Annotated in this window: 19 protein-coding genes; 16 read left to right on the top strand and 3 right to left on the bottom strand. The window is 64.3% G+C overall.

Going from position 1 to position 21,131, the window contains the following annotated elements; all coding sequences use genetic code 11:
• Positions 1-157: 157 nt before the first annotated feature.
• The 5 genes from AC1ROB_RS01905 to AC1ROB_RS01885 all read left to right on the top strand — a co-directional run bounded on the left by AC1ROB_RS01905 (position 158) and on the right by AC1ROB_RS01885 (position 5,745).
• Complete coding sequence (locus tag AC1ROB_RS01905; RefSeq protein ID WP_492972450.1) at positions 158-1,153, top strand: alpha/beta fold hydrolase; 996 nt, start codon at positions 158-160, stop codon at positions 1,151-1,153.
• Between the two features lie 76 nt (positions 1,154-1,229).
• Complete coding sequence (locus AC1ROB_RS01900) at positions 1,230-1,925, top strand: dienelactone hydrolase family protein (protein WP_492972451.1); 696 nt, start codon at positions 1,230-1,232, stop codon at positions 1,923-1,925.
• Between the two features lie 121 nt (positions 1,926-2,046).
• On the top strand, positions 2,047-3,513 hold the full coding sequence (locus AC1ROB_RS01895; RefSeq protein WP_492972452.1) for a catalase: 1,467 nt from the start codon (positions 2,047-2,049) through the stop codon (positions 3,511-3,513).
• Positions 3,514-3,674: 161 nt separating this feature from the next.
• On the top strand, positions 3,675-4,103 hold the full coding sequence (locus AC1ROB_RS01890) for a response regulator (RefSeq protein WP_492972453.1): 429 nt from the start codon (positions 3,675-3,677) through the stop codon (positions 4,101-4,103).
• A 70-nt stretch (positions 4,104-4,173) separates the two neighbouring features.
• Positions 4,174-5,745 carry a sensor histidine kinase gene (locus AC1ROB_RS01885; protein ID WP_492972454.1) on the top strand — a complete coding sequence of 524 codons (1,572 nt, stop codon included), beginning with the start codon at positions 4,174-4,176 and terminating at the stop codon, positions 5,743-5,745.
• Between the two features lie 10 nt (positions 5,746-5,755).
• On the opposite strand, the gene AC1ROB_RS01880 is transcribed toward AC1ROB_RS01885, so the two are convergent.
• A complete protein-coding gene (locus tag AC1ROB_RS01880) occupies positions 5,756-5,842 on the bottom strand; it encodes a small membrane protein YohP (protein ID WP_492972828.1) in 87 nt (28 codons plus the stop codon).
• Between the two features lie 59 nt (positions 5,843-5,901).
• Entirely contained in the window at positions 5,902-6,810 is a 909-nt protein-coding gene (locus tag AC1ROB_RS01875; protein WP_492972455.1) for a LysR family transcriptional regulator, read from the bottom strand.
• 114 nt (positions 6,811-6,924) lie between these two features.
• Between AC1ROB_RS01875 and AC1ROB_RS01870 the strand changes: the two genes are divergently transcribed.
• Positions 6,925-9,069 (top strand): malate synthase G, encoded by a 2,145-nt coding sequence (locus tag AC1ROB_RS01870; RefSeq protein WP_492972456.1) that lies wholly within the window; start codon positions 6,925-6,927, stop codon positions 9,067-9,069.
• Positions 9,070-9,089: 20 nt separating this feature from the next.
• Here AC1ROB_RS01870 and AC1ROB_RS01865 read toward each other — a convergent pair whose 3' ends face one another.
• On the bottom strand, positions 9,090-10,028 hold the full coding sequence (locus AC1ROB_RS01865) for a LysR substrate-binding domain-containing protein (RefSeq protein ID WP_492972457.1): 939 nt from the start codon (positions 10,026-10,028) through the stop codon (positions 9,090-9,092).
• A 122-nt stretch (positions 10,029-10,150) separates the two neighbouring features.
• Between AC1ROB_RS01865 and speB the strand changes: the two genes are divergently transcribed.
• From speB to AC1ROB_RS01815, 10 genes are all read left to right on the top strand, one after another.
• Entirely contained in the window at positions 10,151-11,203 is a 1,053-nt protein-coding gene (gene speB, locus AC1ROB_RS01860; protein ID WP_492972458.1) for an agmatinase, read from the top strand.
• Entirely contained in the window at positions 11,200-12,636 is a 1,437-nt protein-coding gene (gene argH / locus AC1ROB_RS01855) for an argininosuccinate lyase (protein WP_492972459.1), read from the top strand. The genes speB and argH overlap by 4 nt, the downstream gene beginning before the upstream one ends.
• A 54-nt stretch (positions 12,637-12,690) precedes the next feature.
• The gene (locus tag AC1ROB_RS01850) at positions 12,691-13,590 is read left to right on the top strand and encodes an amino acid ABC transporter permease (protein WP_492972460.1); all 900 of its coding nucleotides are present in this window, start codon (positions 12,691-12,693) and stop codon (positions 13,588-13,590) included.
• Complete coding sequence (locus tag AC1ROB_RS01845; protein WP_492972461.1) at positions 13,587-14,369, top strand: amino acid ABC transporter ATP-binding protein; 783 nt, start codon at positions 13,587-13,589, stop codon at positions 14,367-14,369. The genes AC1ROB_RS01850 and AC1ROB_RS01845 overlap by 4 nt, the downstream gene beginning before the upstream one ends.
• Before the next feature lie 23 nt (positions 14,370-14,392).
• Positions 14,393-15,220 (top strand): ABC transporter substrate-binding protein, encoded by an 828-nt coding sequence (locus AC1ROB_RS01840; RefSeq protein WP_492972462.1) that lies wholly within the window; start codon positions 14,393-14,395, stop codon positions 15,218-15,220.
• A gap of 6 nt (positions 15,221-15,226) precedes the next feature.
• Entirely contained in the window at positions 15,227-15,826 is a 600-nt protein-coding gene (locus AC1ROB_RS01835; protein WP_492972463.1) for a DJ-1/PfpI family protein, read from the top strand.
• 65 nt (positions 15,827-15,891) lie between these two features.
• Positions 15,892-17,202, top strand: coding sequence for an Hsp70 family protein (locus tag AC1ROB_RS01830; RefSeq protein WP_492972464.1), 1,311 nt, complete (start codon positions 15,892-15,894; stop codon positions 17,200-17,202).
• Positions 17,203-17,365: 163 nt separating this feature from the next.
• The gene (locus AC1ROB_RS01825) at positions 17,366-19,000 is read left to right on the top strand and encodes an ABC transporter substrate-binding protein (protein ID WP_492972465.1); all 1,635 of its coding nucleotides are present in this window, start codon (positions 17,366-17,368) and stop codon (positions 18,998-19,000) included.
• 65 nt (positions 19,001-19,065) lie between these two features.
• On the top strand, positions 19,066-20,118 hold the full coding sequence (locus AC1ROB_RS01820; protein ID WP_492972466.1) for an ABC transporter ATP-binding protein: 1,053 nt from the start codon (positions 19,066-19,068) through the stop codon (positions 20,116-20,118).
• Complete coding sequence (locus AC1ROB_RS01815; protein WP_492972467.1) at positions 20,115-21,122, top strand: ABC transporter ATP-binding protein; 1,008 nt, start codon at positions 20,115-20,117, stop codon at positions 21,120-21,122. Before AC1ROB_RS01820 ends, AC1ROB_RS01815 begins: the two co-directional genes overlap by 4 nt.
• Positions 21,123-21,131 lie beyond the last annotated feature (9 nt).

Below are 21,131 nucleotides of genomic sequence, written 5' to 3'. Positions count from 1 at the left end.
CTTTCATGTGAGGGCCGATCCGTATGATGGCTCATACCTAAATATAATTCCCCGCACCCTAGGTCTGATGGCTTCGGTGCAGCGGCATCGGCAAACTGTGATCACCCGCACAGATCGGCGGGATGCAAACGGAACTGCCGGGAAAGGACGCGTGGCGATGACCAGCCAGAACAGCAAGCCCTGTACGACCGCCTCGCGCCGGGACATCCTGATCGGGAGCGCCAGCGCGGCCCTTGTTGCCGGCCTGCCGGCGCTGCCCTTCGCCACCGATGCGGCGGCAGCCACCAATTCTCCCACGGCCAATAAAGGAATGACGACCATGAGCAGCTACGTGACGATGAAGGACGGCACCGAGATCTTCTACAAGGACTGGGGCCCGAAGACGGCGCAGCCGGTCATGTTCCATCACGGCTGGCCGCTGAGCGCCGACGACTGGGATGCCCAGATGATGTTCTTCCTCGACAAGGGCTATCGCGTGCTCGCCCATGACCGTCGCGGTCATGGCCGTTCGACCCAGACCGCCACTGGCAACGAGATGGACACCTATGCCGCCGATCTGATCGAACTGGCCAAGGCACTGGATCTGAAGAACGCCATCCATGTCGGCCATTCCACCGGCGGCGGCGAAGTGGCGCATTATGTCGCCCGCGCTGAAAAGGGCCGCGTCGCCAAGGCTGTTCTGATTGGCGCCGTGCCGCCGGTCATGGTCAAGTCCGACAAGAATCCCGGCGGTCTGCCGCTTGAGGTGTTCGACGGTTTCCGTGCGGCTTTGGTGGCCAATCGCGCCCAGTTCTTCCTGGATATTCCGACCGGGCCCTTCTATGGCTTCAACCGCCCGGGCGCGAAGGTTTCCCAGGGCGTCATCGACAACTGGTGGCGTCAGGGCATGATGGGCGGCGCCAAGGCGCATTACGACTGCATCAAGGCCTTCTCGGAAACCGATTTCACCGATGATCTGAAGAAGATCGATGTGCCTGTGCTGATCATGCATGGCGATGATGACCAGATTGTGCCGATCGCCGATTCCGCCCATCTGGCCATCAAGCTGGTGAAGAACGGCACGCTGAAGGTCTATCCGGGCCTCCCGCATGGCATGGCGACGACCCATGCCGATGTGATCAACGCCGACCTGCTCGCCTTCTTCAAGGCCTGATCCGGTCTGCCGGCGCCGTCAGCGATGGCGGCGCCGGGCTCCTTCCGCACCCTCCCCCCCTACAGCAGGCCATGCCATGAGCGAGACGATCACCATCACCACACCGGACGGCAGCTTTTCGGCCTATCTGGCGCAACCCGCCGTTACGCCGGCCCCCGCTATTGTCGTGATCCAGGAAATCTTCGGCGTGAATGCCGACATGCGTACAACCTGCGACGACCTTGCCGCCCGAGGCTATATCGCCATCTGCCCTGATCTCTACTGGCGGCAGGAGCCGAATGTCGAGCTGTTCGACAAGACGGAAGCCGACTGGAAAAAGGCGCTGGCGCTCTACACGGCTTTCGATGTCGATGCCGGTGTGAAAGATATCGATGCCACCCTGCAGTATGTCCGTGGCCTCAAAGGTGCTTCGGGCAAGGTCGGCGCCATGGGTTACTGTCTCGGCGGCATGCTGGCCTACCTGACCGCCACCCGCACCGATGCCAATGCTAGCGTCGCCTATTATGGCGTCGGCATCGACAAGCTGGTCGCAGAGGCGGACCGGATTGCGCATCCGCTGCTGGTGCATATCGCCGAGGAAGACGAATTCGTATCCAAGGACGCCCAGAAGGTGGTGCGCGATGCGCTGTCGCCGCGGCCCCAGGTGGATGTCCACAGCTATCCCGGCATGAGCCATGCCTTTGCCCGCAACAACGGCATCCATTACGACGCCGCCAATGCCCAGAAGGCCAATGACCGTACGTTTGCGTTTTTCCACAAAACACTCGCCTGATTCCATCCCCCCGGGGTGATGCTCCCCAGCCATCCCGCAAGGCCGCCCTCCGGCACGCCCCTCTCCGGAGGGCGGTCTCCCCATCCAGCCAGCGACGGGCATGACGCCAAGGACCGCGACGATGACCGATACCCCACGCAGCAAAACCCTCACCAATGCCACCGGTGCACCGGTGGCCGACAACCAGAATATCCTCACCGCCGGCCCGCGCGGCCCTGCCCTGCTGCAGGATGTCTGGCTGCTTGAAAAGCTGGCACATTTCGACCGCGAGGTGATCCCGGAGCGCCGCATGCATGCCAAGGGCTCGGGGGCCTATGGCCGCTTCACTGTCACCCATGACATCTCGCGCTATACGAAGGCGAAGATCTTCTCCCAGATCGGCAAGCAGACCGACCTGTTCGTACGATTCTCGACGGTGGCCGGCGAGCGCGGTGCCGCCGATGCCGAGCGCGACATCCGCGGTTTCGCCATCAAGTTCTACACCGAGGAAGGCAACTGGGACCTGGTGGGCAACAACACCCCGGTGTTCTTCTTCCGCGACCCGCTGCGCTTCCCCGACCTCAACCATGCCGTGAAGCGCGATCCGCGCACCGGCATGCGCAGCGCCAACAACAACTGGGATTTCTGGACCCTGCTGCCGGAAGCGCTGCACCAGGTCACCATTGTGATGAGCGACCGCGGCATTCCGCGCACCTATCGCCATATGCATGGCTTCGGCAGCCATACCTTCAGCTTCATCAATGCCGATAACGAACGGTTCTGGGTGAAATTCACCCTGAAGACCCAGCAGGGTATCGAGAACCTGACCGATGCCGAGGCGGGCGCCGTCATCGGCGCCGACCGCGAGTCGCACCAGCGCGATCTGTTCGGCAGCATCGAGTCCGGCGATTTCCCGCGCTGGACCCTGTTCGTGCAGGTCATGCCGGAAAAGGATGCGCTGACCTATCGCCTCAACCCCTTCGACCTGACCAAGGTCTGGCCGCGCAAGGACTATCCGCTGATCGAGGTTGGCGTGATGGAGCTGAACCGCAATCCCGACAATGTCTTCGCCGAAGTCGAACAGGCCGCCTTCTCGCCGGCCAATGTGGTGCCCGGCATCAGCTTCTCGCCCGACAAGATGCTGCAGGCGCGGCTGTTCTCCTATGGCGATGCCCAGCGCTATCGCCTGGGTGTCAACTTCAACCATATCCCGGTCAATGCACCGAAATGCCCCTTCCACAGTTACCACCGCGACGGCGCCATGCGCACGGACGGCAACAAGGGCGCGACGCTCACCTATGTGCCGAACGGCCGGGGCGAGTGGCAGGACGATCAGGCTTTTGCCGAGCCGCCGCTGGCAGTCCGCGGCGATGCGGCCCATTGGGACCACCGCCTGGACGAGGATTATTATTCTCAGCCGGGCGACCTGTTCCGCCTGATGACCCCGGCGCAACAGCAGGTGCTGTTCGAGAATACCGCCCGGGGCATGGGCGATGCGGCACCCGAGATCAAGGCGCGCCATATCGCCAACTGCGCCAAGGCCGATCCTGCCTACGGGGCGGGAGTGGCCCGGGCGCTGGGCATGGCCATGCCGGTCGCGGCCGAGTAACCCGTCACGGTCAAGGTCACAAAAATATCCTAACCCGGCTGTGCCGGCCCGTGCGAAAAACCGATTCTCCTGATTCCAGGAGGGGGTAAACGGACGGCGCTGCCGGTGTTTTGGGCCGCTTCTGCCATCCTCCGACGCCCCGCTTCCGCGAGTTCTGTCCGATGATGTCACCGGCTCAAGAAAATCCCCCCGGCGAGGACGCCGAGAGCAAACCCGTCATCCTGATCGCGGAAGACGAGGTGCTGGTGCGCATGGTGATTGCGGATCACCTGCGCGATTGCGGCTATACGGTCATCGAGGCCGGAAACGCACGCGATGCGATTTCATTGTTTGAAGCCTCTGTCCATGTCGATGTCGTGTTTTCCGATGTGCAGATGCCGGGCGACCTGGACGGCTTCGGTCTGGCGCGCTGGTTGCGTGCGAACCGGCCGGCGGTGCAGGTGCTTCTGACCTCGGGCGTGTGGAAAGCGGCTGATGTTGCGGCCGAGCTGTCCGAAGACCGGCCGTTGTTGCCCAAACCCTACGAGCTCGAAGAAGTGGAGCGCCGCATCGGCATGTTTCTCTCGGCGCAGAAGCAGTCGAAAGCATAGTCCGTAAAGGAAGTCGATGGTGTGGCGTAACGGCACATATGCGCCGCCCCTGTGGTGGCTCCGGATCGGCATGGGTCTGCTGCCCCTGCTGGTCGGCGCCATCTGGGCCTGGCAGACCTGGACGCAGAAAGAAGCGGCAGCAATCGAGAATTCACGCCAGAATGCCGCTCTCGTCAGCGAATATGTGCAGCGGATCGTGCAGACCCAGAAACTGCTGCTCAACCAGACCGGCCGTATCATGGCCGAGAATCCGGCGATCGACCCGCTCACATTGCATGAACGGCTGCGCGCGCTGGATACCGGCATGAACTTCACCACCAGCCTCGGCGTCATCAATGCCAGCGGCCATCTGATTGCCGGCAGCCGCACCTTTCCGCTTTTTATGGACTTCAGTCAGCGCGACTATTTCATCCAGCTGCGCGACCGCGATCTCCCGCTGTTCATCGACCGCATCGTGCTGCAACCGGCCGGCCGTGACTCGCTGACGGTGGCCACCCGGCTGCCGGGCGAAGGATTCCAGGGTCTGGCGACCACATCCACCGATATCACGCAGTTCACGGCTTTCCTGTCCCATATCAGTACGGCGCAGGATTCCGCAGCCTTCCTGATGCGCGAGGATGGCAAACTGCTGGTGCGTCCCGATCCCGCGGCGCCGCCCGTGCAGATGGTGGCTGACGGCGCGGCCATGAAGGCGATTTCCACCGCCCCGTCCGGCGTCTTCGATGCGCCGGGCCGCATGGATGGCACGCGCCGCATTTATGCCTATCAGAAGATCGGCGATCTGCCGCTGTTTGCCATGCATGGCTTTGCCTATGCGGGCCTGGTCTCCGATGTGGCGATCGAAATGCTGCCGATCAGCCTGTTTCTGCTGGCCTGCTCCGTGCTGGGTTATATCGCGCTGAGCAGTGCCATGAAGCAGATGGAGGCCGAGCGTGCCCGTGGCGCCGCCGAGTTCGACCGCAAGCTTCTGGATGAGGCGCAGCAGACGGCCGCGCTCAAGGAGGCGCTGCTGAAGGAGATGAATCACCGCATTCACAATAACCTGCAGATGATCCAATCACTGATCCATATGCGCAGCCGGTCGCCGGGGGATCCCGGCACGGTGCTCAAGGAGATCGGCAAGCGTGTCTGGGCGATCTCGGAAGTGCATAATCTGCTCTACAACAGCGCCGAATATTCGCATCTCGATCTCGGCGCTTTCATCCGTACCATGGCCAACAGCCCGGGTATCGTGCCGCCGGAACAGGGCATCTCGGTGCGCTGCGATACCGACCGCGTTGATGTCGAGATTCAACAGGCCGTGCCGGTGGCGCTGATCGTGCTGGAATGCCTGACCAACGCGCTCAAGCACGCGTTCCCGGACGAGCGCCTGGGCATGGTGACCATCACCCTGCGTCAGTATGACAATGAGGCCGAGGTGGTGGTGTCTGATGACGGCGTCGGCACGCCCAGCATCCGCAACCGCAATTCAGGCATGAAACTGTCGCAGGCGCTGGCCGAACAGATTCACGCCCGCATGGAGATGGAGAGCGTCGTCAATGGCGGCACCACCATCCGTCTGCGCTTTCCGCTGCTGAGCGGCGAGCAGCGGCCGCATCTGAAAGTCGTGGAGCCGGGGTCCGACCCCGTGGCGGCGGCCTGAGGGCAGAACTTCAGAAGATCAGCTTGAAGAAGCCGACCACGACCAGCAGGCCGATCAGGAAGATGATCAGCACGCTCCATCCGATAAATTTCAGCATGTCGCCTCGTCTCCGACGGTAGGCATCAGAAACGGCCGATCGGCAGTCGAGTTCCGGGGTCAGGCCGGCTGACGGTCCCAGTCCGGCTCCGGCCCGAAGGCTGTACGCAGATGGGCGATGAAAGCGCCGACGCTGGCCGGCACGAAATTGCCGGCCGGATGGACGGCGAAGACGCTGACATCGGTGGCGCCGGGATGCCCGGGCAGGATGATGCGGAGTGCACCCGATCGCAGCTCGGCACCGATATCCCAGGTCGAGCGCAGCGCGATGCCCAGTCCGGCCACCGCCAGTTCGCGCACCACCTCGCTGGAATTGGTCCGCACCGCGCTTTCGCCCGGCACCGTCACCACCTTGCCAGCGCTGTCCTGCACCCGCCAGGGCAGTTGCGCCGCGGCCGCCAGCAGTGTGTGCTGCGCCAGGTCAGTCAGGTTTTTCGGCACGCCATGCTGCGCCAGATAAGTGGGGCTGGCGCAGAGCACGCGGCGATTGGGCGCCAGGCGATGGCCTACAAGTCCCGGCTCGATGGCTGGCGCGATACGGATGGCCAGGTCGATCCGCTCGGCCAGCAGGTCGACGTAAGAATCCGTCAAGTCGAGTTCGATCTGCAGGCGCGGCCAGCGGTCGAGGAAGCTCTTCACATGCGGCGCCACATGCAGGCGGCCGAAGGAGGTCGGCGCCGACAGCCGCAAACGTCCCGATGGTGCGCCGGCGACGCCCGCCACCTGGGCTTCGGCCTCCCGCGAGGCCGAGAGAATCTCGATCACGCGCTCATAGAAGCGTTGTCCGGCTTCGGTGGTGGCCAGCTTGCGGGTGGTCCGGTGCAGCAGCCGTGCTCCCAGCCGTTCCTCCAGCCGGGCAATGCGTTTCGACACCATGGCCGGCGACAGGTTGAGCGTGCGGCCGGCGGCGGCCAGGCTGCCGGTCTCGATCACCCGGGCGAAAAGCTCGTATTCGCGATCCATTGTCATTCATTCCCATAAAGAACGACTACGTTCAATTCTTTTCATCTACAGAATGAATGGCGGCTCTGGTATCCTTACCTGCAATCAGATTTAACCATTTGGAATCATTTGGGAAATGCCATGACCAAGACCGTAGACAAGGCCGGCCTCAAGGTTGCCGCCACGCTTGCCGAGTTTATCGACCGTCAGGCGCTGCCCGGCACCGGTCTGGATGCGACGGCCTTCTGGGCCGGCGTCGCCGATCTCTATGCCCGTTTCACACCGGAGAACCGCGCGCTGCTCAAGAAGCGCGATGATCTGCAGGCGAAGATCGACGTCTGGCACCAGCAGCGCAAAGGCCAGGCCTTCGATGCCGGGGCCTACCAGGCTTTTCTGAAAGAGATCGGCTATCTGGTGCCCCAGCCGGCGCCGTTCAAAATCGCCAGCGGGAATGTCGATGCCGAGATCGCGCGTATGGCCGGCCCGCAGCTGGTCGTGCCGGTGCTGAATGCCCGCTTCCTGCTGAATGCGGCGAATGCGCGCTGGGGCAGCCTCTACGATGCCTATTACGGCACCGATGCGATCCCGCATGAGCCGAATGAGAAGAAGGGCTACGATCCGGCACGCGGCGCCAAGGTGATCGCCAAGGCGAAAGCCTTCCTCGATTCAGCCGTGCCATTGGCCGCAGGCAGCCATGCGGATGTGAAGGGCTGGTCGATCAGGGACGGCGTGCTCACGCCGGCGCTCAAGGATCCGGCCGCCTTTGTCGGCTATCGCGGCGATGCGGCGAACCCTTCGGCAGTGTTGCTGCAGCATAACGGCCTGCATATCGAACTGGTGATCGACCGCGCCCATCCCATCGGCAAGACCGATCCCGCTGGCCTGGCCGATGTGATTCTGGAAGCCGCGCTCACCACCATCGTCGATCTGGAGGATTCGGTCGCCGCTGTGGACGCCGAAGACAAGGCGGCGGCCTATGCCAACTGGCTCGGCCTGATGAAGGGCGATCTGGAAGCCAGCTTCGACAAGGGCGGCAAAACCATGACCCGCGCGCTGGAGGCCGATCGCGACTATACCGCCGCGAAGGGCGGTAAGCTCACGCTGGCCGGCCGCAGCCTGCTGTTCGTGCGCAATGTCGGCCATCTGATGACCAATCCGGCGATCCATCTGCCCGACGGCTCGGAAGCCTTCGAGGGCATTCTCGATGGCATCGTCACCAGCCTGATCGCCATGCATGACCTGCAGAAGAAGGGCCGCTTCACCAACAGTCGCGCCGGCTCGGTCTATATCGTCAAGCCCAAGATGCATGGGCCGGAAGAGGCGGCTTTCACAAACCGCCTGTTCGATGCCATCGAGGATCTGCTCGGCCTGCCGCGCTTCACCGTCAAGGTCGGCGTGATGGATGAGGAGCGCCGCACCTCGGCGAATCTCGCTGCCTGCATCCATGCCGTGAAGGACCGCATCGTCTTCATCAATACCGGTTTCCTCGACCGCACTGGCGACGAGATGCATACCGCCATGCAGGCCGGTCCGATGGTGCGCAAGGCGCAGATGCGTTCTAGCGCCTGGATCAAGGCTTACGAGGAGCGCAACGTCGCCATCGGCATTGCCTGCGGTCTTTCGGGCAAGGCGCAGATCGGCAAGGGCATGTGGGCGGCGCCCGACCGCATGGCTGACATGCTGGAGCAGAAGATCGGCCACCCGAAAACCGGCGCCAACACCGCCTGGGTGCCGAGCCCGACGGCGGCCACCCTGCATGCCACGCATTATCACACCGTGGATGTCTTCGCCCGCCAGGCCGAGGTGGCGAAGCAGGCTGTACCGCCGCTGGGCGACTTGCTGACGATTCCGCTCAGCGCAGGGCAGAATTTCTCCGAGCAGGATGTGAAGGACGAGCTCGACAACAACGCGCAGGGGATTCTCGGCTATGTCGTGCGCTGGGTCGACCAGGGTGTCGGCTGCTCCAAGGTGCCCGATATCCACGATATCGGCCTGATGGAAGATCGCGCGACCTTGCGTATTTCCTCGCAGCATATGGCCAACTGGCTGCTGCACGGCATCTGCACCAGGGAACAGGCCGAAGCGGCACTCAAGCGCATGGCCGCCAAGGTGGATGCGCAGAATGCCGGCGATCCGCTCTATCGGCCGATGGCGACGGACCCCGATGCCAGCCTGGCCTATCAGGCAGCGCGGGCCCTGGTCTTCGAGGGCGTGGCGCAGCCCAACGGCTATACCGAGCCGCTGCTGCATGCCTTCCGCCAGAAGGTGAAACTAGCGGCCGGCTAACGTCATCCCCACCGGTCGCTTTAGCGACCGGCAAGAGTCATCGCCGCGAAGCTGTCGCGGATCCACTGTCGCAGCAGGATCACTGCCGGCCGGCTCTGCGATTCCGGCCGCACCGCCAGGTAGAAGCTGTTGGCGGCGCGTGTGCTGTGCTGGATCGGACAGACCAGGCGGCCGTCAGTCAGGTAGCGGGACGTGGTGACATTGTCGCCGATGGCAATGCCGAAACCGGCGGCGCTCATCTCGATGGCGGTCAGCGCATTGCCCAGATAATGCCGCGGCCCCGAGGCCAGCCGGGCGCGGCCGCTGCTGGCCAGCCATTTGTCCCATTCGTCGCCATTGTCGGCGCAGAGCAGCGGGGCATTGTCCAGCAGCGCGAAGTCATCCTGGCGCAGGCCGCGCCCGGCCAGCAGGTCGGGACTGCAGACCGGCATCAGATGCACATCGCTTAAGTGCTCGACGATCTGCGCCGGCCAGCGGCCGTCGCCATAGCGGATCGCCAGATCGATCGGTGCGGCGCGGGCCGGCCGTGTGTCGCTGCCGGAGACCAGGCGCAACTGCAGGGCCGGATACTGGGCCAGCAGCGTACCGGCCTGCCGCACCAGCCACAGGGTGGTCAGGGCCGGCGGGGCGCTGATCACCACCTCGCCGCCGGTTTCGCCGGTGGTGATCTGCCGGGTCGCCTCTGACAGCAGGTCGAAGGCCTGCCGCAGCGGCTGCAGCAGGGCGATGCCAGCCGGGGTCAGGCGCAGGCGGTTGCCGCTGCGCTCGAACAGGGCCGCGCCGGTGATGGCCTCCAGCTGCCGCACATGCTGGCTCACCGCGCCATGGGTGACATTCAGTTCTTCGGCCGCCCGGGTCATGGAGAGATGCCGGGCGGCGGTTTCGAAGGCGCGGAGCGCGTTCAGGGGCGGCAGGCGGGAAGCGGGACTGTTCCGAGAGTTTTTCTCACGCTGGACCATGCCGATAAACTCGCTTGTCCAACTGTGGCCGTCCAGCGCAAAGTTGTCATGAAAACGGAAAACAGGGCCGTTTGAGAGAATTCCTCCCGTAAATGGGATATCCGTCAGGAGGCGAGGGGCCGATGGACACCGTTAAGCTGCAGGCCTTGCGCGCAAAATACGGCGACGCCAAGGGCGGCGACATTTTCGACCCGCATTTCGCTGCCGTCGCCACCCAGATCTTCCTCGATCCGGAACGGCGCAAATGGCCGTTCGCCGATGTCGCCACCTTCGTCAGTGCGCCCTACCGGCCGATCCAGTCCGATGCCGATTTTGCCGGGCTGGACTGCTGCATCGTCGGCGTGCCGATGGATCTGGGCGTCACCAACCGCGCCGGTGCCCGCCTGGGCCCGCGCGCGGTGCGCAATATCGAGCGTATCGGGCCGTATGAGCATGTGCTGAAGCGTGCGCCGCTGGGTGAGATCAAGGCTGCCGATATCGGCGACGTGCCGATGCAGAGCCGCTTCAGCCTCGATCGCTGCCATGCCGATATCGAAGGCTTCTACCGCCGCATCCAGGCGGCTGGCGTGATTCCGCTTTCGGTCGGCGGCGATCATTCGATCACGCTGCCGATCATGCGCGCGCTCGGCAAAGACAGGCCGCTCGGCATGGTGCATATCGATGCCCATTGCGACACCAGCGGCGAATACGAAGGCGCCAAGTTCCATCACGGCGGCCCGTTCCGCCAGGCGGTGCTGGATGGCGTGCTGGATCCGGACCGCTGCATCCAGATCGGCATCCGCGGCGCCGCCGAATATCTGTGGGAATTCTCGGTCGAGAGCGGCATGACCGTGATCCATGCCGAAGAGGTGGATGCTATCGGCATCCCCGCCGTGATCGCGAAGGCGCGCGCGGTGATCGGCGACGGGCCGCTCTATGTCACCTTCGATGTCGATGGCCTCGATCCGGCCTATGCGCCGGGTACCGGCACGCCCGAGGTAGGTGGTCTCACGCCGCGCGAGGCGCTGGCGATCCTGCGCGGCCTCTCTGGCCTCGATATCGTCGGCGGCGATGTGGTGGAGGTGGCGCCGCAGTATGACGCCAATACCGTGACGGCGCAGACCGCGGCACAGATGCTGTTCACCATGCTCTGCCTGGTGTCGATCAAAAAGACCGGCCCGCTGGTGACGCCATGAGCAAGAATACCGAAGACACCACGCGGCTCTGGGGTGCCCGCTTCCGCTCGCCGCCCGATCCTGCGCTGATGGCGCTGTCGCGCTCGCCGCAGAGCCATCATCGTCTGATCCCCTATGACATCACATCCTCGATGGCCCATGCGCGCGAATTGCAGCGCGCCGGACTGTTGACCGATGCGGAATGCGCCGAGATCACCGCATCCCTGCAGGGCATCCTGGCCGACCAGCAGGCCGGCCGCATCGCGCCGAGCGAAAAGGACGAGGATATCCACACCTTCGTCGAGCGCGTGATGACCGAGCGGCTCGGGCCGCTGGGCGGCAAGCTGCGCGCCGGTCGTTCGCGCAACGACCAGGCCGCCAACGATCTGCGGCTTTACCTGCGTGATTACGCCCGCCGCCTGGCGCGCGGCATGCTCGGCCTGCAGCAGGCCCTGATGACGCAGGCCGAAGCGAATATCACCGCCATCGTGCCGGGCTTCACCCATCTGCAGCCGGCGCAGCCGGTGCTGTTCGCCCATCAGCTGCTGGCCCATGCCCAGGCCATCGCCCGTGACATCGCGCGGCTGCAGGACTGGGACAAACGCTTTGCCCGCTCACCGCTGGGCGCGGCCGCCATGGCCGGATCGGCGATTGCCATGCATCCGGAACTGGCTGCCGTCGAACTGGGCTACGAGGCGGCGACCGAGAATTCCATCGACGCCGTGGGCAACCGCGACCATGTGGCGGAATTCCTGTTCGCACTCGCCATGCATGGCGTGCATCTGTCGCGCCTGTCCGAGGAAATCGTGCTGTGGTGCTCGCGCCAGTTTCGCTGGATCGAGCTGGACGATGCCTTCGCCACCGGCTCGTCGATCATGCCGCAGAAAAAGAATGCCGATATCGCCGAGATCACCCGCGGTCGGTCGGCCCGCCTGATCGGCGATCTCAACACCATCATGATCGCCCTGAAAGGCCTGCCGCTCGCCTATAACCGCGACCTGATCGAGGACAAGGCGGCCGCCTTCGATGCCATAGATGGCTTGATGCTGGTGCAGCCGGCGCTGGCCGGTCTGGTCCGCACCATGACCGTCCGGGTCGAGGAGATGCATCGGCAGTCGACCGAGGGCTTCACGCTGGCCACCGAAGTGGCCGACTGGCTGTCGCGTCGCGGCGTGCCCTTTGCCCAGGCCCATGAGATTACCGGCGCCGTGGTGCGGCTCTGCGAAGAGCGCGGCATCGGCCTGGAAGATGTAACCGCCGCCGATCTGGCGCTGGTCGATCCGCGGCTGGATATCTCGATCAAGGCGGCGCTGACGCCGGAAGCGGCGGTCGCGGCGCGGCAGGGCTATGGCGGTACGGCGCCGGACCGGGTGCGGGAACAGCTGGTACGGTTGCAGGCCATCTGCACCGCGCAGGCACAGTGGTGCGACACCTACAAGGGGCCGATGCCGTAAGTCGTTTGCATCGTTCTTGCATACAAAAGTGACGACAGAGTCGGGGGACCAGTCATGAATGCAGAGCAATCGAAGGATATGCCGCGCGACCGTTACGATATCGCGCGTCTGCCCATCGTGGCGCCGCGCCATTACGGCCGCTGGCTGGCCGCTGCTGCAATTATCGCCATCCTGCTGTTCATCGTGAAGGCATTCGCCGATGGCCAGATCGCCTGGCGCATCGTCGGCCAGTTTTTCACCGCGCCGGCGATCCTGAGCGGTCTGGTCAACACCATCATCATGACCGCCTGCGCCATGCTGCTCGGTATCACACTGGGCGTGCTGTTCGCCATCATGGTGATGTCGCCCAATCCGGTGCTGAAGAGCGTCGCCGTTTTCTACATCTGGTTCTTCCGCGGCACGCCGCTGATCCTACAGTTATTGCTGTGGTTCAACCTGGCGCTGGTCTTCCCACGTCTCGGCATCCCCGATGTGTTTTCGGTGCGCACGGTGGATGTGATCACGCCCTTCGTCGCCACCCTGCTGGGCATGGGCATCAACCAGGGTGCCTATACGGCTGAAGTCGTGCGCTCAGGGATTCTCTCGGTCGATGCCGGCCAGACCGAAGCGGCCCAGGCCATCGGCATGACCCGGCTGACTGTGCTGCGCCGTATCGTCATGCCGCAATCCATGCGCGTGATTATCCCGCCGGTGGGCAACGAGGTGATCAGCATGGTCAAGCTCACCTCGATCGCCAGCGTGATCCAGTATTCCGAAATCCTGCGCAACGCGCAGACGATTTATTACGCCAACAACTTCGTCATCGAGATGCTGTTCGTCGCTGCCATCTGGTATCTGGCCGTGGTCACCGTGCTCAGCATCGGCCAGCATTTCCTCGAACGCTATTTCGCCAAGGGCCATCGCCGGCCGGAGGCGGCGCGCAAGGCTGCCGAAGCGGCGGGAGTGCCGGCATGAGCGAGCCCGTACTGAGCGAACCGATGCTGGTCGCGCGCGACGTGCGCAAGACCTTTGGCAGCTTTACGGCCCTGCAGGGCGTATCGCTGGATATCCATCATGGCGAGGTGCTCTGCATCATCGGGCCATCGGGCTCGGGCAAGAGCACCTTCCTGCGCTGCCTCAATCAATTGGAGCGGCTGGATGGCGGCGGCATCTGGATCGACGGCGAACTGATCGGCTACCGTCGCACCGGCGACAAGCTTTATCCGCTGCCCGACAAGGATGTGGCGCGGCAGCGGCTCGCCACCGGCATGGTGTTCCAGCGCTTCAACCTGTTCCAGCATATGACGGCGCTGCAGAATATCATCGAAGGTCCGGTCACCGTGCAGAAGCGCCGCAGGGCCGAGGTGATCGAAGAGGCGATGACCCTGCTCGAGCGCGTCGGCCTGGCCGACAAGCGCGATGCCTATCCGGCCCAGCTGTCGGGCGGCCAGCAGCAGCGCGTGGCGATTGCCCGCGCGCTGGCGATGAAGCCGAAGCTGATGCTGTTCGACGAGCCGACCTCGGCGCTCGATCCCGAATTGGTGGGCGAGGTGCTGCAGGTGATGCGCGGCCTGGCCGGCAGCGGCATGACCATGATCGTGGTGACCCATGAGCTGGGCTTCGCCCGCGAGGTCGCCCATCGCGTCGTCTTCATGGATCGCGGCGCCATTGTCGAAACCGGTACGCCCCAGGACATCCTGGGCAATCCGCAGCAAACCCGCACCCGCGATTTCATTGCCGCCGTTCTGAACTGACAGCCCCTGAAGGAGATCCACCCATGTCGCTTATCAAGCATTTCACTCTCGGCCTGCTGGCCGCCGCGATTGCGCTGCCGGCCGCAGCCGCCGACCTGCCTGACCGCATCAAGGCCGCCGGCAAAGTGGTGATCGCCACCATGCCGAACTATCCGCCGATCACCTTCAAGGACCCAGCGACCAATACGCTCAAGGGCTTCGACATCGAGCTTGGGGCCGCGCTGGCCAAGGAGATGGGCGTCGCGGTCGAATGGCAGGAGATCGCCTTCGCCCAGATGCTGCCGTCCCTGCAGACCGGCCGCGTCGACATGGTGATGGCCGGCATGACCGATCTGCCGACCCGTCGCGACCAGCAGGATTTCGTCAACTACCTGAAGACCGGCGCGCAGTTCTATACCTCCACCGCGATGTCGAAGGAGATCAAGTCGCAGGCCGATCTCTGCGGCAAGAAGGTCGGCGCCAGCCGTTCGACCAACTGGCCGAAGCAGATCGAGGCCTGGAGCGAGGTCAACTGCGTGGCCAAGGGCAAGCCGGCGATCACCGTGGTCGGCACCGAAGGCTCGATCGATGCCCGCACCCAGCTCAAGACCCAGCGTATCGATGCCGGTGCCCAGGGCAACGAGACGCTGCCCTATCTGCAGACCCAGGAGCCGAATACTTATGTGATTCTCGGCGACGCCTTCACCGTCACGCTGGCCGGCATCCCGGTGCTGAAGACCGAGCCCAAGCTGCGCGATGCCCTGCTGGAGGCGCTGGCCAGCCTGCAGAAGAAGGGTGAATATGATGCGCTGCTGGCCAAGTATGACCTCAAGGCCATGACCCTGCCGGCCAGCATCAACAAGGGCGAGTAGGCCGGCATGCGCGTCGCGCTCCTCATCCTGGAGGGGGCCAACGAACTCGACAGTTTCGTGGCCTTCACCATGCTGCGGCGCGTGACGCAGCCGGACTGGCAAGTGCAATTGGTGGCGCCGACGCCGACCATCACCTCCGGCGGCGGCGTGACCATTGCGGCCCAGGCCGGACTGGAGGCTGTGCAAGACGCCGATGCCGTTCTGATCGGCAGCGGCCGCTATACCGACCGTTATGCCGACGATCCGGAGTTTCTTGCACAGCTGCCGCTCGATCCACAACGGCAGGTGATCGGGGCGCAATGCTCCGGTGCCATGCTGCTGCAGGCCAAGGGGCTCCTCAAGGATGTGACCTGTACCGATCTGCTGACCGGGCCGGCACTGCAGGCGAGGGGACTGCAGGTTCTGGATCAGCCCTTTCATGCCGATGGTAATGTCGCCACTGCCGGCGGCTGTCTGGCGTCATCCTATCTCGCGGCCTGGACCATCATGCGCCTGACCGATGCCGCCACGGCGGCGGCGGTTTTGCAGCAGGTTGCTCCCGTAGGCGAGAAAGCAGCAGCCGTCGCCCATGCCTTGCAGGTGATCGGGGCGTCTGCCACGGCCTGATCGTCTGACCATTGCCGGAGTGGCTTCCGCACCCTATAAAGCCCGCCCCTCTCAGGGCCGGGACCATGGCACAGCAGACCCACGCAATCGGCGTTGATTTTGGCACCACCAATACGGTGGTGGCGATTGCGCGCGCCGATGGCAGCGTCACGCCGGTGACCTTCGATCATGCCGGACTGCTGCATGACATCTTCCGCTCGGCACTCTGCTTCTGGGACGAAACCGAAGGTCGCGCGCGCCGTATTGAGGTGGAAGCCGGTCCCTGGGCCATCGAGCAGTTCCTCGACAGCCCCTATGAACACCGCTTCATCCAGTCGTTCAAATCCTTTGCCGCCAGCCGCCTGTTCCAGTCGACGGTGATCTTTGGCAAGCGCTTTGGCTACGAAGACATCCTGAGCAACTTCCTCGGCCTGATGCGTCGTCATGCCGGCCCGTCGTTGGCGCAGATGGATGCGCCGGTGATTGCCGGGCGTCCGGTGGAATTCGTCGGCGCCAATCCCGATCCGTCCCTGGCGCTGCAGCGTATGGATGCGTCTTACGCGCGTGCCGGTTTTCCGCCGGTGCGCTATGCCTATGAACCGGTGGGCGCCGCCTACTTCTTCGCCCGTCGCCTGAAGACGGAGGCCACCGTGCTGGTGGCCGATTTCGGCGGCGGCACCAGCGACTTCTCGCTGATGCGGTTCCAAAAAGGCGCCCAGGGCCTGACCGCCACGCCGCTGGGTCATGCCGGTGTCGGCGTGGCCGGCGACGCTTTCGATTTCCGCATCATCGACAATGTCGTCTCGCCGCGGCTGGGCAAGGGCGGCAGCTATCGCAGCGATGGCAAGATCCTGCCGGTGCCGGGCCAGCATTATGCCAATTTCGCCCAGTGGCATCAGCTCGCCATGCTGAAGTCGCCACGCACCATGGCCGACCTGAAGGCGCTGGCCAAGGAAGCGGTGGAGTCCGGCCCGCTGCTGGATTTCATCACCGTGATCGAGAACGACCTCGGTTTCGGCCTCTATCGCGCGGTTTCGGCCACCAAGACGGCGCTGTCTGGCGCCGACAGCGCTGATCTGGTGTTCCAGGCCGAGGGCATCGATATCCGCGAAACCGTCACGCGCAAGGCGTTTGAAAGCTGGATCGCGCCGGAACTGGCGCAGATTGATGCAGCACTCGATCGCGTATTTGCCGAGTCCGGTTTGACGGCGGCGGATGTCGATCAGGTGTTTATGACCGGCGGTTCATCCTTCGTGCCGGCCCTGCGGCATCTGTTCGAAGCGCGGTTTTCCGCCGCTCGACTCGCCACCGGCGACCAGTTGCAGTCCATCGCTTCGGGCCTTGCGCTGATCGGTCTTGACCAGAATCCAGGCAGCTGGCTCGCGCCGCGCGACTGACGGCGAGAGTTCCGCAACTTCCCTGAACCAACCTCTGGCGTCAAAGGTCGAGCCGTTATGCCGGCGACTCGGCGCCTTCACGCATGGGTCATCGCAGCGTCACGCCGCGGTCATGCAGCCTGCCTAGCGTTTCCGCCTCAGTTCCAGAAACGGAGGGGAAGCCATGCTGGTTCATCGTCGTCATTTTCTCGTGGGCACCGGTCTTGCGGCCGGCAGCCTGGCGCTGCCGCGCTTTGCCATCGGCCAGTCTGATAACCGGCCGAGCATCACCATCGCCGTGCAGCAGATTTCCAACTCCGCCTCGCTGGAGCCGCTGCGCGAACAGTCCAATGTCGGCACGCGCACCTTCTCCTTCCTTTATGAGGGCCTGATCGGGCGCAACCTGATGAGCGAGCTGGAAGCCATGCCGGCGCTGGCGGAAAGCTGGAAGCGCATCGATTCCCGCACCGTCGAGCTTAATCTGCGCAAGGGTGTGAAATTCCATAACGGCGACGAAATGACCGCCGAGGACGTGGCTTTCACCTACAGCCGTGAACGCATGTTCGGCCCGGATTACGACATCAGCAGCAACAAGACGTTGTTCGCCAATGTGATGGTGCGCGACACCGTGCGCGGCAAGGAACTGCCGGCCGAAGTGCCAGCCGTCGCCAAGCGCAACTGGCCGGCGCTGGAAAAGATCGAGATTATCGACAAATACACCGTGCGCTTCGTCAACCGCACGCCCGACGTGACGCTGGAAGGCCGCATCGCCCGTTCGGGCAGCGAAATCATCTCGCGCCGCGGCTTCGAAGAGTCCAAGAGCTGGCTCGACTGGTCGGTCAAGCCGATCACCACCGGCCCCTACAAGGTGCGCGAATACAAGCCCGACCAGGAGCTGGTGCTCGAAGCCCATGACGAATACTGGGGCGGCCGTCCGCCGCTGAAGACCGTCCGCATCATGGTGGTGCCGGAAGTGGCTTCCCGCATCAACGGACTGCTGTCCGGCCAGTTCGATTTCGTCTGCGACATGCCGCCGGACCAGATTGCCGGCATCGAGAAGAATGCCAAGTTCGAAGTGAAGGGCGGCCTGATCGACAACCACCGCCTCACCGTCTTCGACAAGCATCATGCGCAACTGAAAGACCCGCGCGTGCGCCAGGCCTTCACCCATGCCATCGACCGCCAGGCCATCGTCGACAGCCTCTGGGCCGGTCGTACGCGCGTGCCCGCCGGCCTGCAGTGGGAATTCTACGGCCCGATGTTCGTCGAGGGCTGGAAGGTGCCGGAATACAATCCGGCCAAGGCGCGCGAGCTGCTCAAGGCGGCCGGCTACAAGGGCGATCCGATCCCCTATCGCCTGATCAACAACTACTACACCAACCAGAATGCCACCGCGCAGATCCTGGTCGAGATGTGGCGCCAGGCCGGTCTGAACGTGCAGATCGAGATGAAGGAAAACTGGCAGCAAATCTTCGAGAATAACGGCCAGCGCGCTGTGCGCGACTGGTCGAACAGCGCGCCCTTCACCGATCCGATCTCCTCCATCGTCAACCAGCATGGTCCGCAGGGTCAGCAGCAGCAGGTCCAGGAATGGACCAATGCCGAGATGAACAGCCTGTCCGACCAGATGGCGACCGAGATCGACATCCCGAAGCGCAAGGCGATGTTCGCCCGCATGCTGGAAATCTGCGAACGCGAAGACCCGGCCTATACGGTGCTGCACCAGAACGCCACCTTCACGGCCAAGCGCAAGGACATCCAGTGGAAGGCTTCGCCTTCCTTCGCGATGGAATTCCGCAGCAGCAACTTCAAGATCTGAGCAAGTGCCTGACGGCGGCGGTGATGAACCGCCGCCGTTTTCCTTTGCCCCATAAGGAGACTGGCATGACGTCACTGATAGAAATGCGTGGCCTGACTGTCGACTTCCCGCAAGGCAATCGTCTGATCCGCGCCCTGCGTGGCATCGACCTGACCGTCGGGGCTGGTGAGGCGGTCGGTCTGGTCGGCGAATCCGGCTCGGGCAAAAGCGTGACCTGGCTCGCGGCGCTCGGCCTGCTGCCGGGCAAGGCCTTGGTCAGGGGCAGCGTCATGCTGGAATCGCAGCAGCTGGTCGATGCCCCGCGCCGGGTGCTGGATGGCATTCGCGGTCGCCGCATTGCCATGATTTTCCAGGATCCGTCCTCCAGCCTCAATCCGGTGCTGAAGATCGGCCGCCAGATCGGCGAGGCGCTGGGCCTGCATCGCGGTCTTTCCGGTGCGGCTGCCGAGGCGGAAGCAAAACGTCTGCTGGATCGTGTCGGCATCGCCAATGCGGCGCAGCGCCTGCGCGATTATCCGCATGAACTGTCGGGTGGCATGAACCAGCGCGCCATGATCGCCATGGCGCTGGCCGGCGAGCCTGAGCTGCTGATCGCCGACGAGCCGACCACGGCGCTGGATGCGACGGTTCAGGCCCAGATTCTGACCCTGCTCCAGGACATTCGCCGTGACAGCGGCATGGGTATGGTGCTGATCAGCCACGATCTCGGCGTGGTGGCCGAGAATGTCGACCGCGTCTGCGTCATGTATGCCGGCCGCCTGGTCGAGGAAGCGCCGGCCGACACCATGTTCGACCGCCCGCGCCATCCCTATACGCGCGGCCTGCTGGCCGCCCTGCCGGCGCTGGAGGGCCCGCGCCGCCGTCTCGCCGCCATTCCCGGTACGGTGCCCGAACCCTGGAACCTGCCGCAGGGTTGTGCCTTCGCGCCGCGCTGCGGCGAGGCGGAAGAAAGCTGCCACCGCACCGCACCGCCGCAGCTGGCGATCAGTGCCAGCGAGCGCGTGTTGTGTTTCCACGGCCGCTATCATGCCGAACCGGTGCATAAGGATGCGCCCGTGCCGGCATCCGTACCGCATGTTGCGATATCCGGCCATGCCGTTGCTGTGATCGCACGATGAGCGCTTTGCTTGAAGCGCGCAACCTGACGCGTCATTTCACCATCCGCCAGAAGGGGCCGGGCCTCGATGGCCTGTTCGGCCGCAAGGCGCTGCTGCGCGCGGTCGATGGCATCTCGCTCAGCGTGCAGCCCGGCCGTACGCTCGGCCTGGTCGGCGAATCCGGTTGCGGCAAGTCCACCACCGGCCGCCTGCTGCTCGGCTTGATGGCGCCGACGGCCGGCAGCGTGCAGTTCGGCGGCGTGCCGCTGGAACAGCCCCGCACCGCCGGCTGGCGCTCGCAGCGCCAGGCCATGCAGATGGTCTACCAGGATCCGCTCGGCGCGCTGGACCGCCGGCTCACGGTCGGCCGCCAGGTTGCCGAACCGCTTGACATTCACCACCCGAAAATGCCGGAGGCCGAACGGCAGGCGCGCGTTGCCGAACAGATGAATGCCGTCGGCCTGCAGCCACATCATGCCGAGCGCTATCCGCATGAACTGTCGGGCGGCCAGCGCCAGCGCGTGGTTCTGGCCCGCGCCCTGATCCTGAATCCGCAACTGCTGGTCTGCGACGAACCGATCTCGGCGCTGGATGTCTCGATCCAGGCCCAGGTGGTCAATCTGCTGCTCGATCTGCAGGAACAGCGCGGCCTGGCCTATGTCTTCATCAGCCATGACCTTAAGGTCGTGCGCCAGATCAGCCATGATGTCGCCGTGATGTATCTCGGCCGCATCGTCGAATACGGTGAAGCCGAAAGCCTGTTCCGCGATCCGCAGCATCCCTATACCCGCGCGCTGCTGGCGGCGATCCCCACCATCGCCCGCCAGGGCGGCGTCAGGCCGACGCCGATCCAGGGCGATCCGCCCGATCCGGCCAACCCGCCCACCGGCTGCGCCTTCCGCACCCGCTGTCCGCAGGCCACCGGGCTGTGCGCCGAGATCGCGCCATCCCTGCGCCGCCTTGCCGATGGGCGCGATGTTGCCTGTCATTTCGTTACGCCGGAGACCGACCGTGTCGCGGCCTGATTTGTCCGG

The organism is Ferrovibrio sp. GW821-FHT12F09, assembly GCF_058806775.1.
Note: the sequence above shows the minus strand (reverse complement) of the source record. Positions and strands in the feature narration are given on the sequence as shown.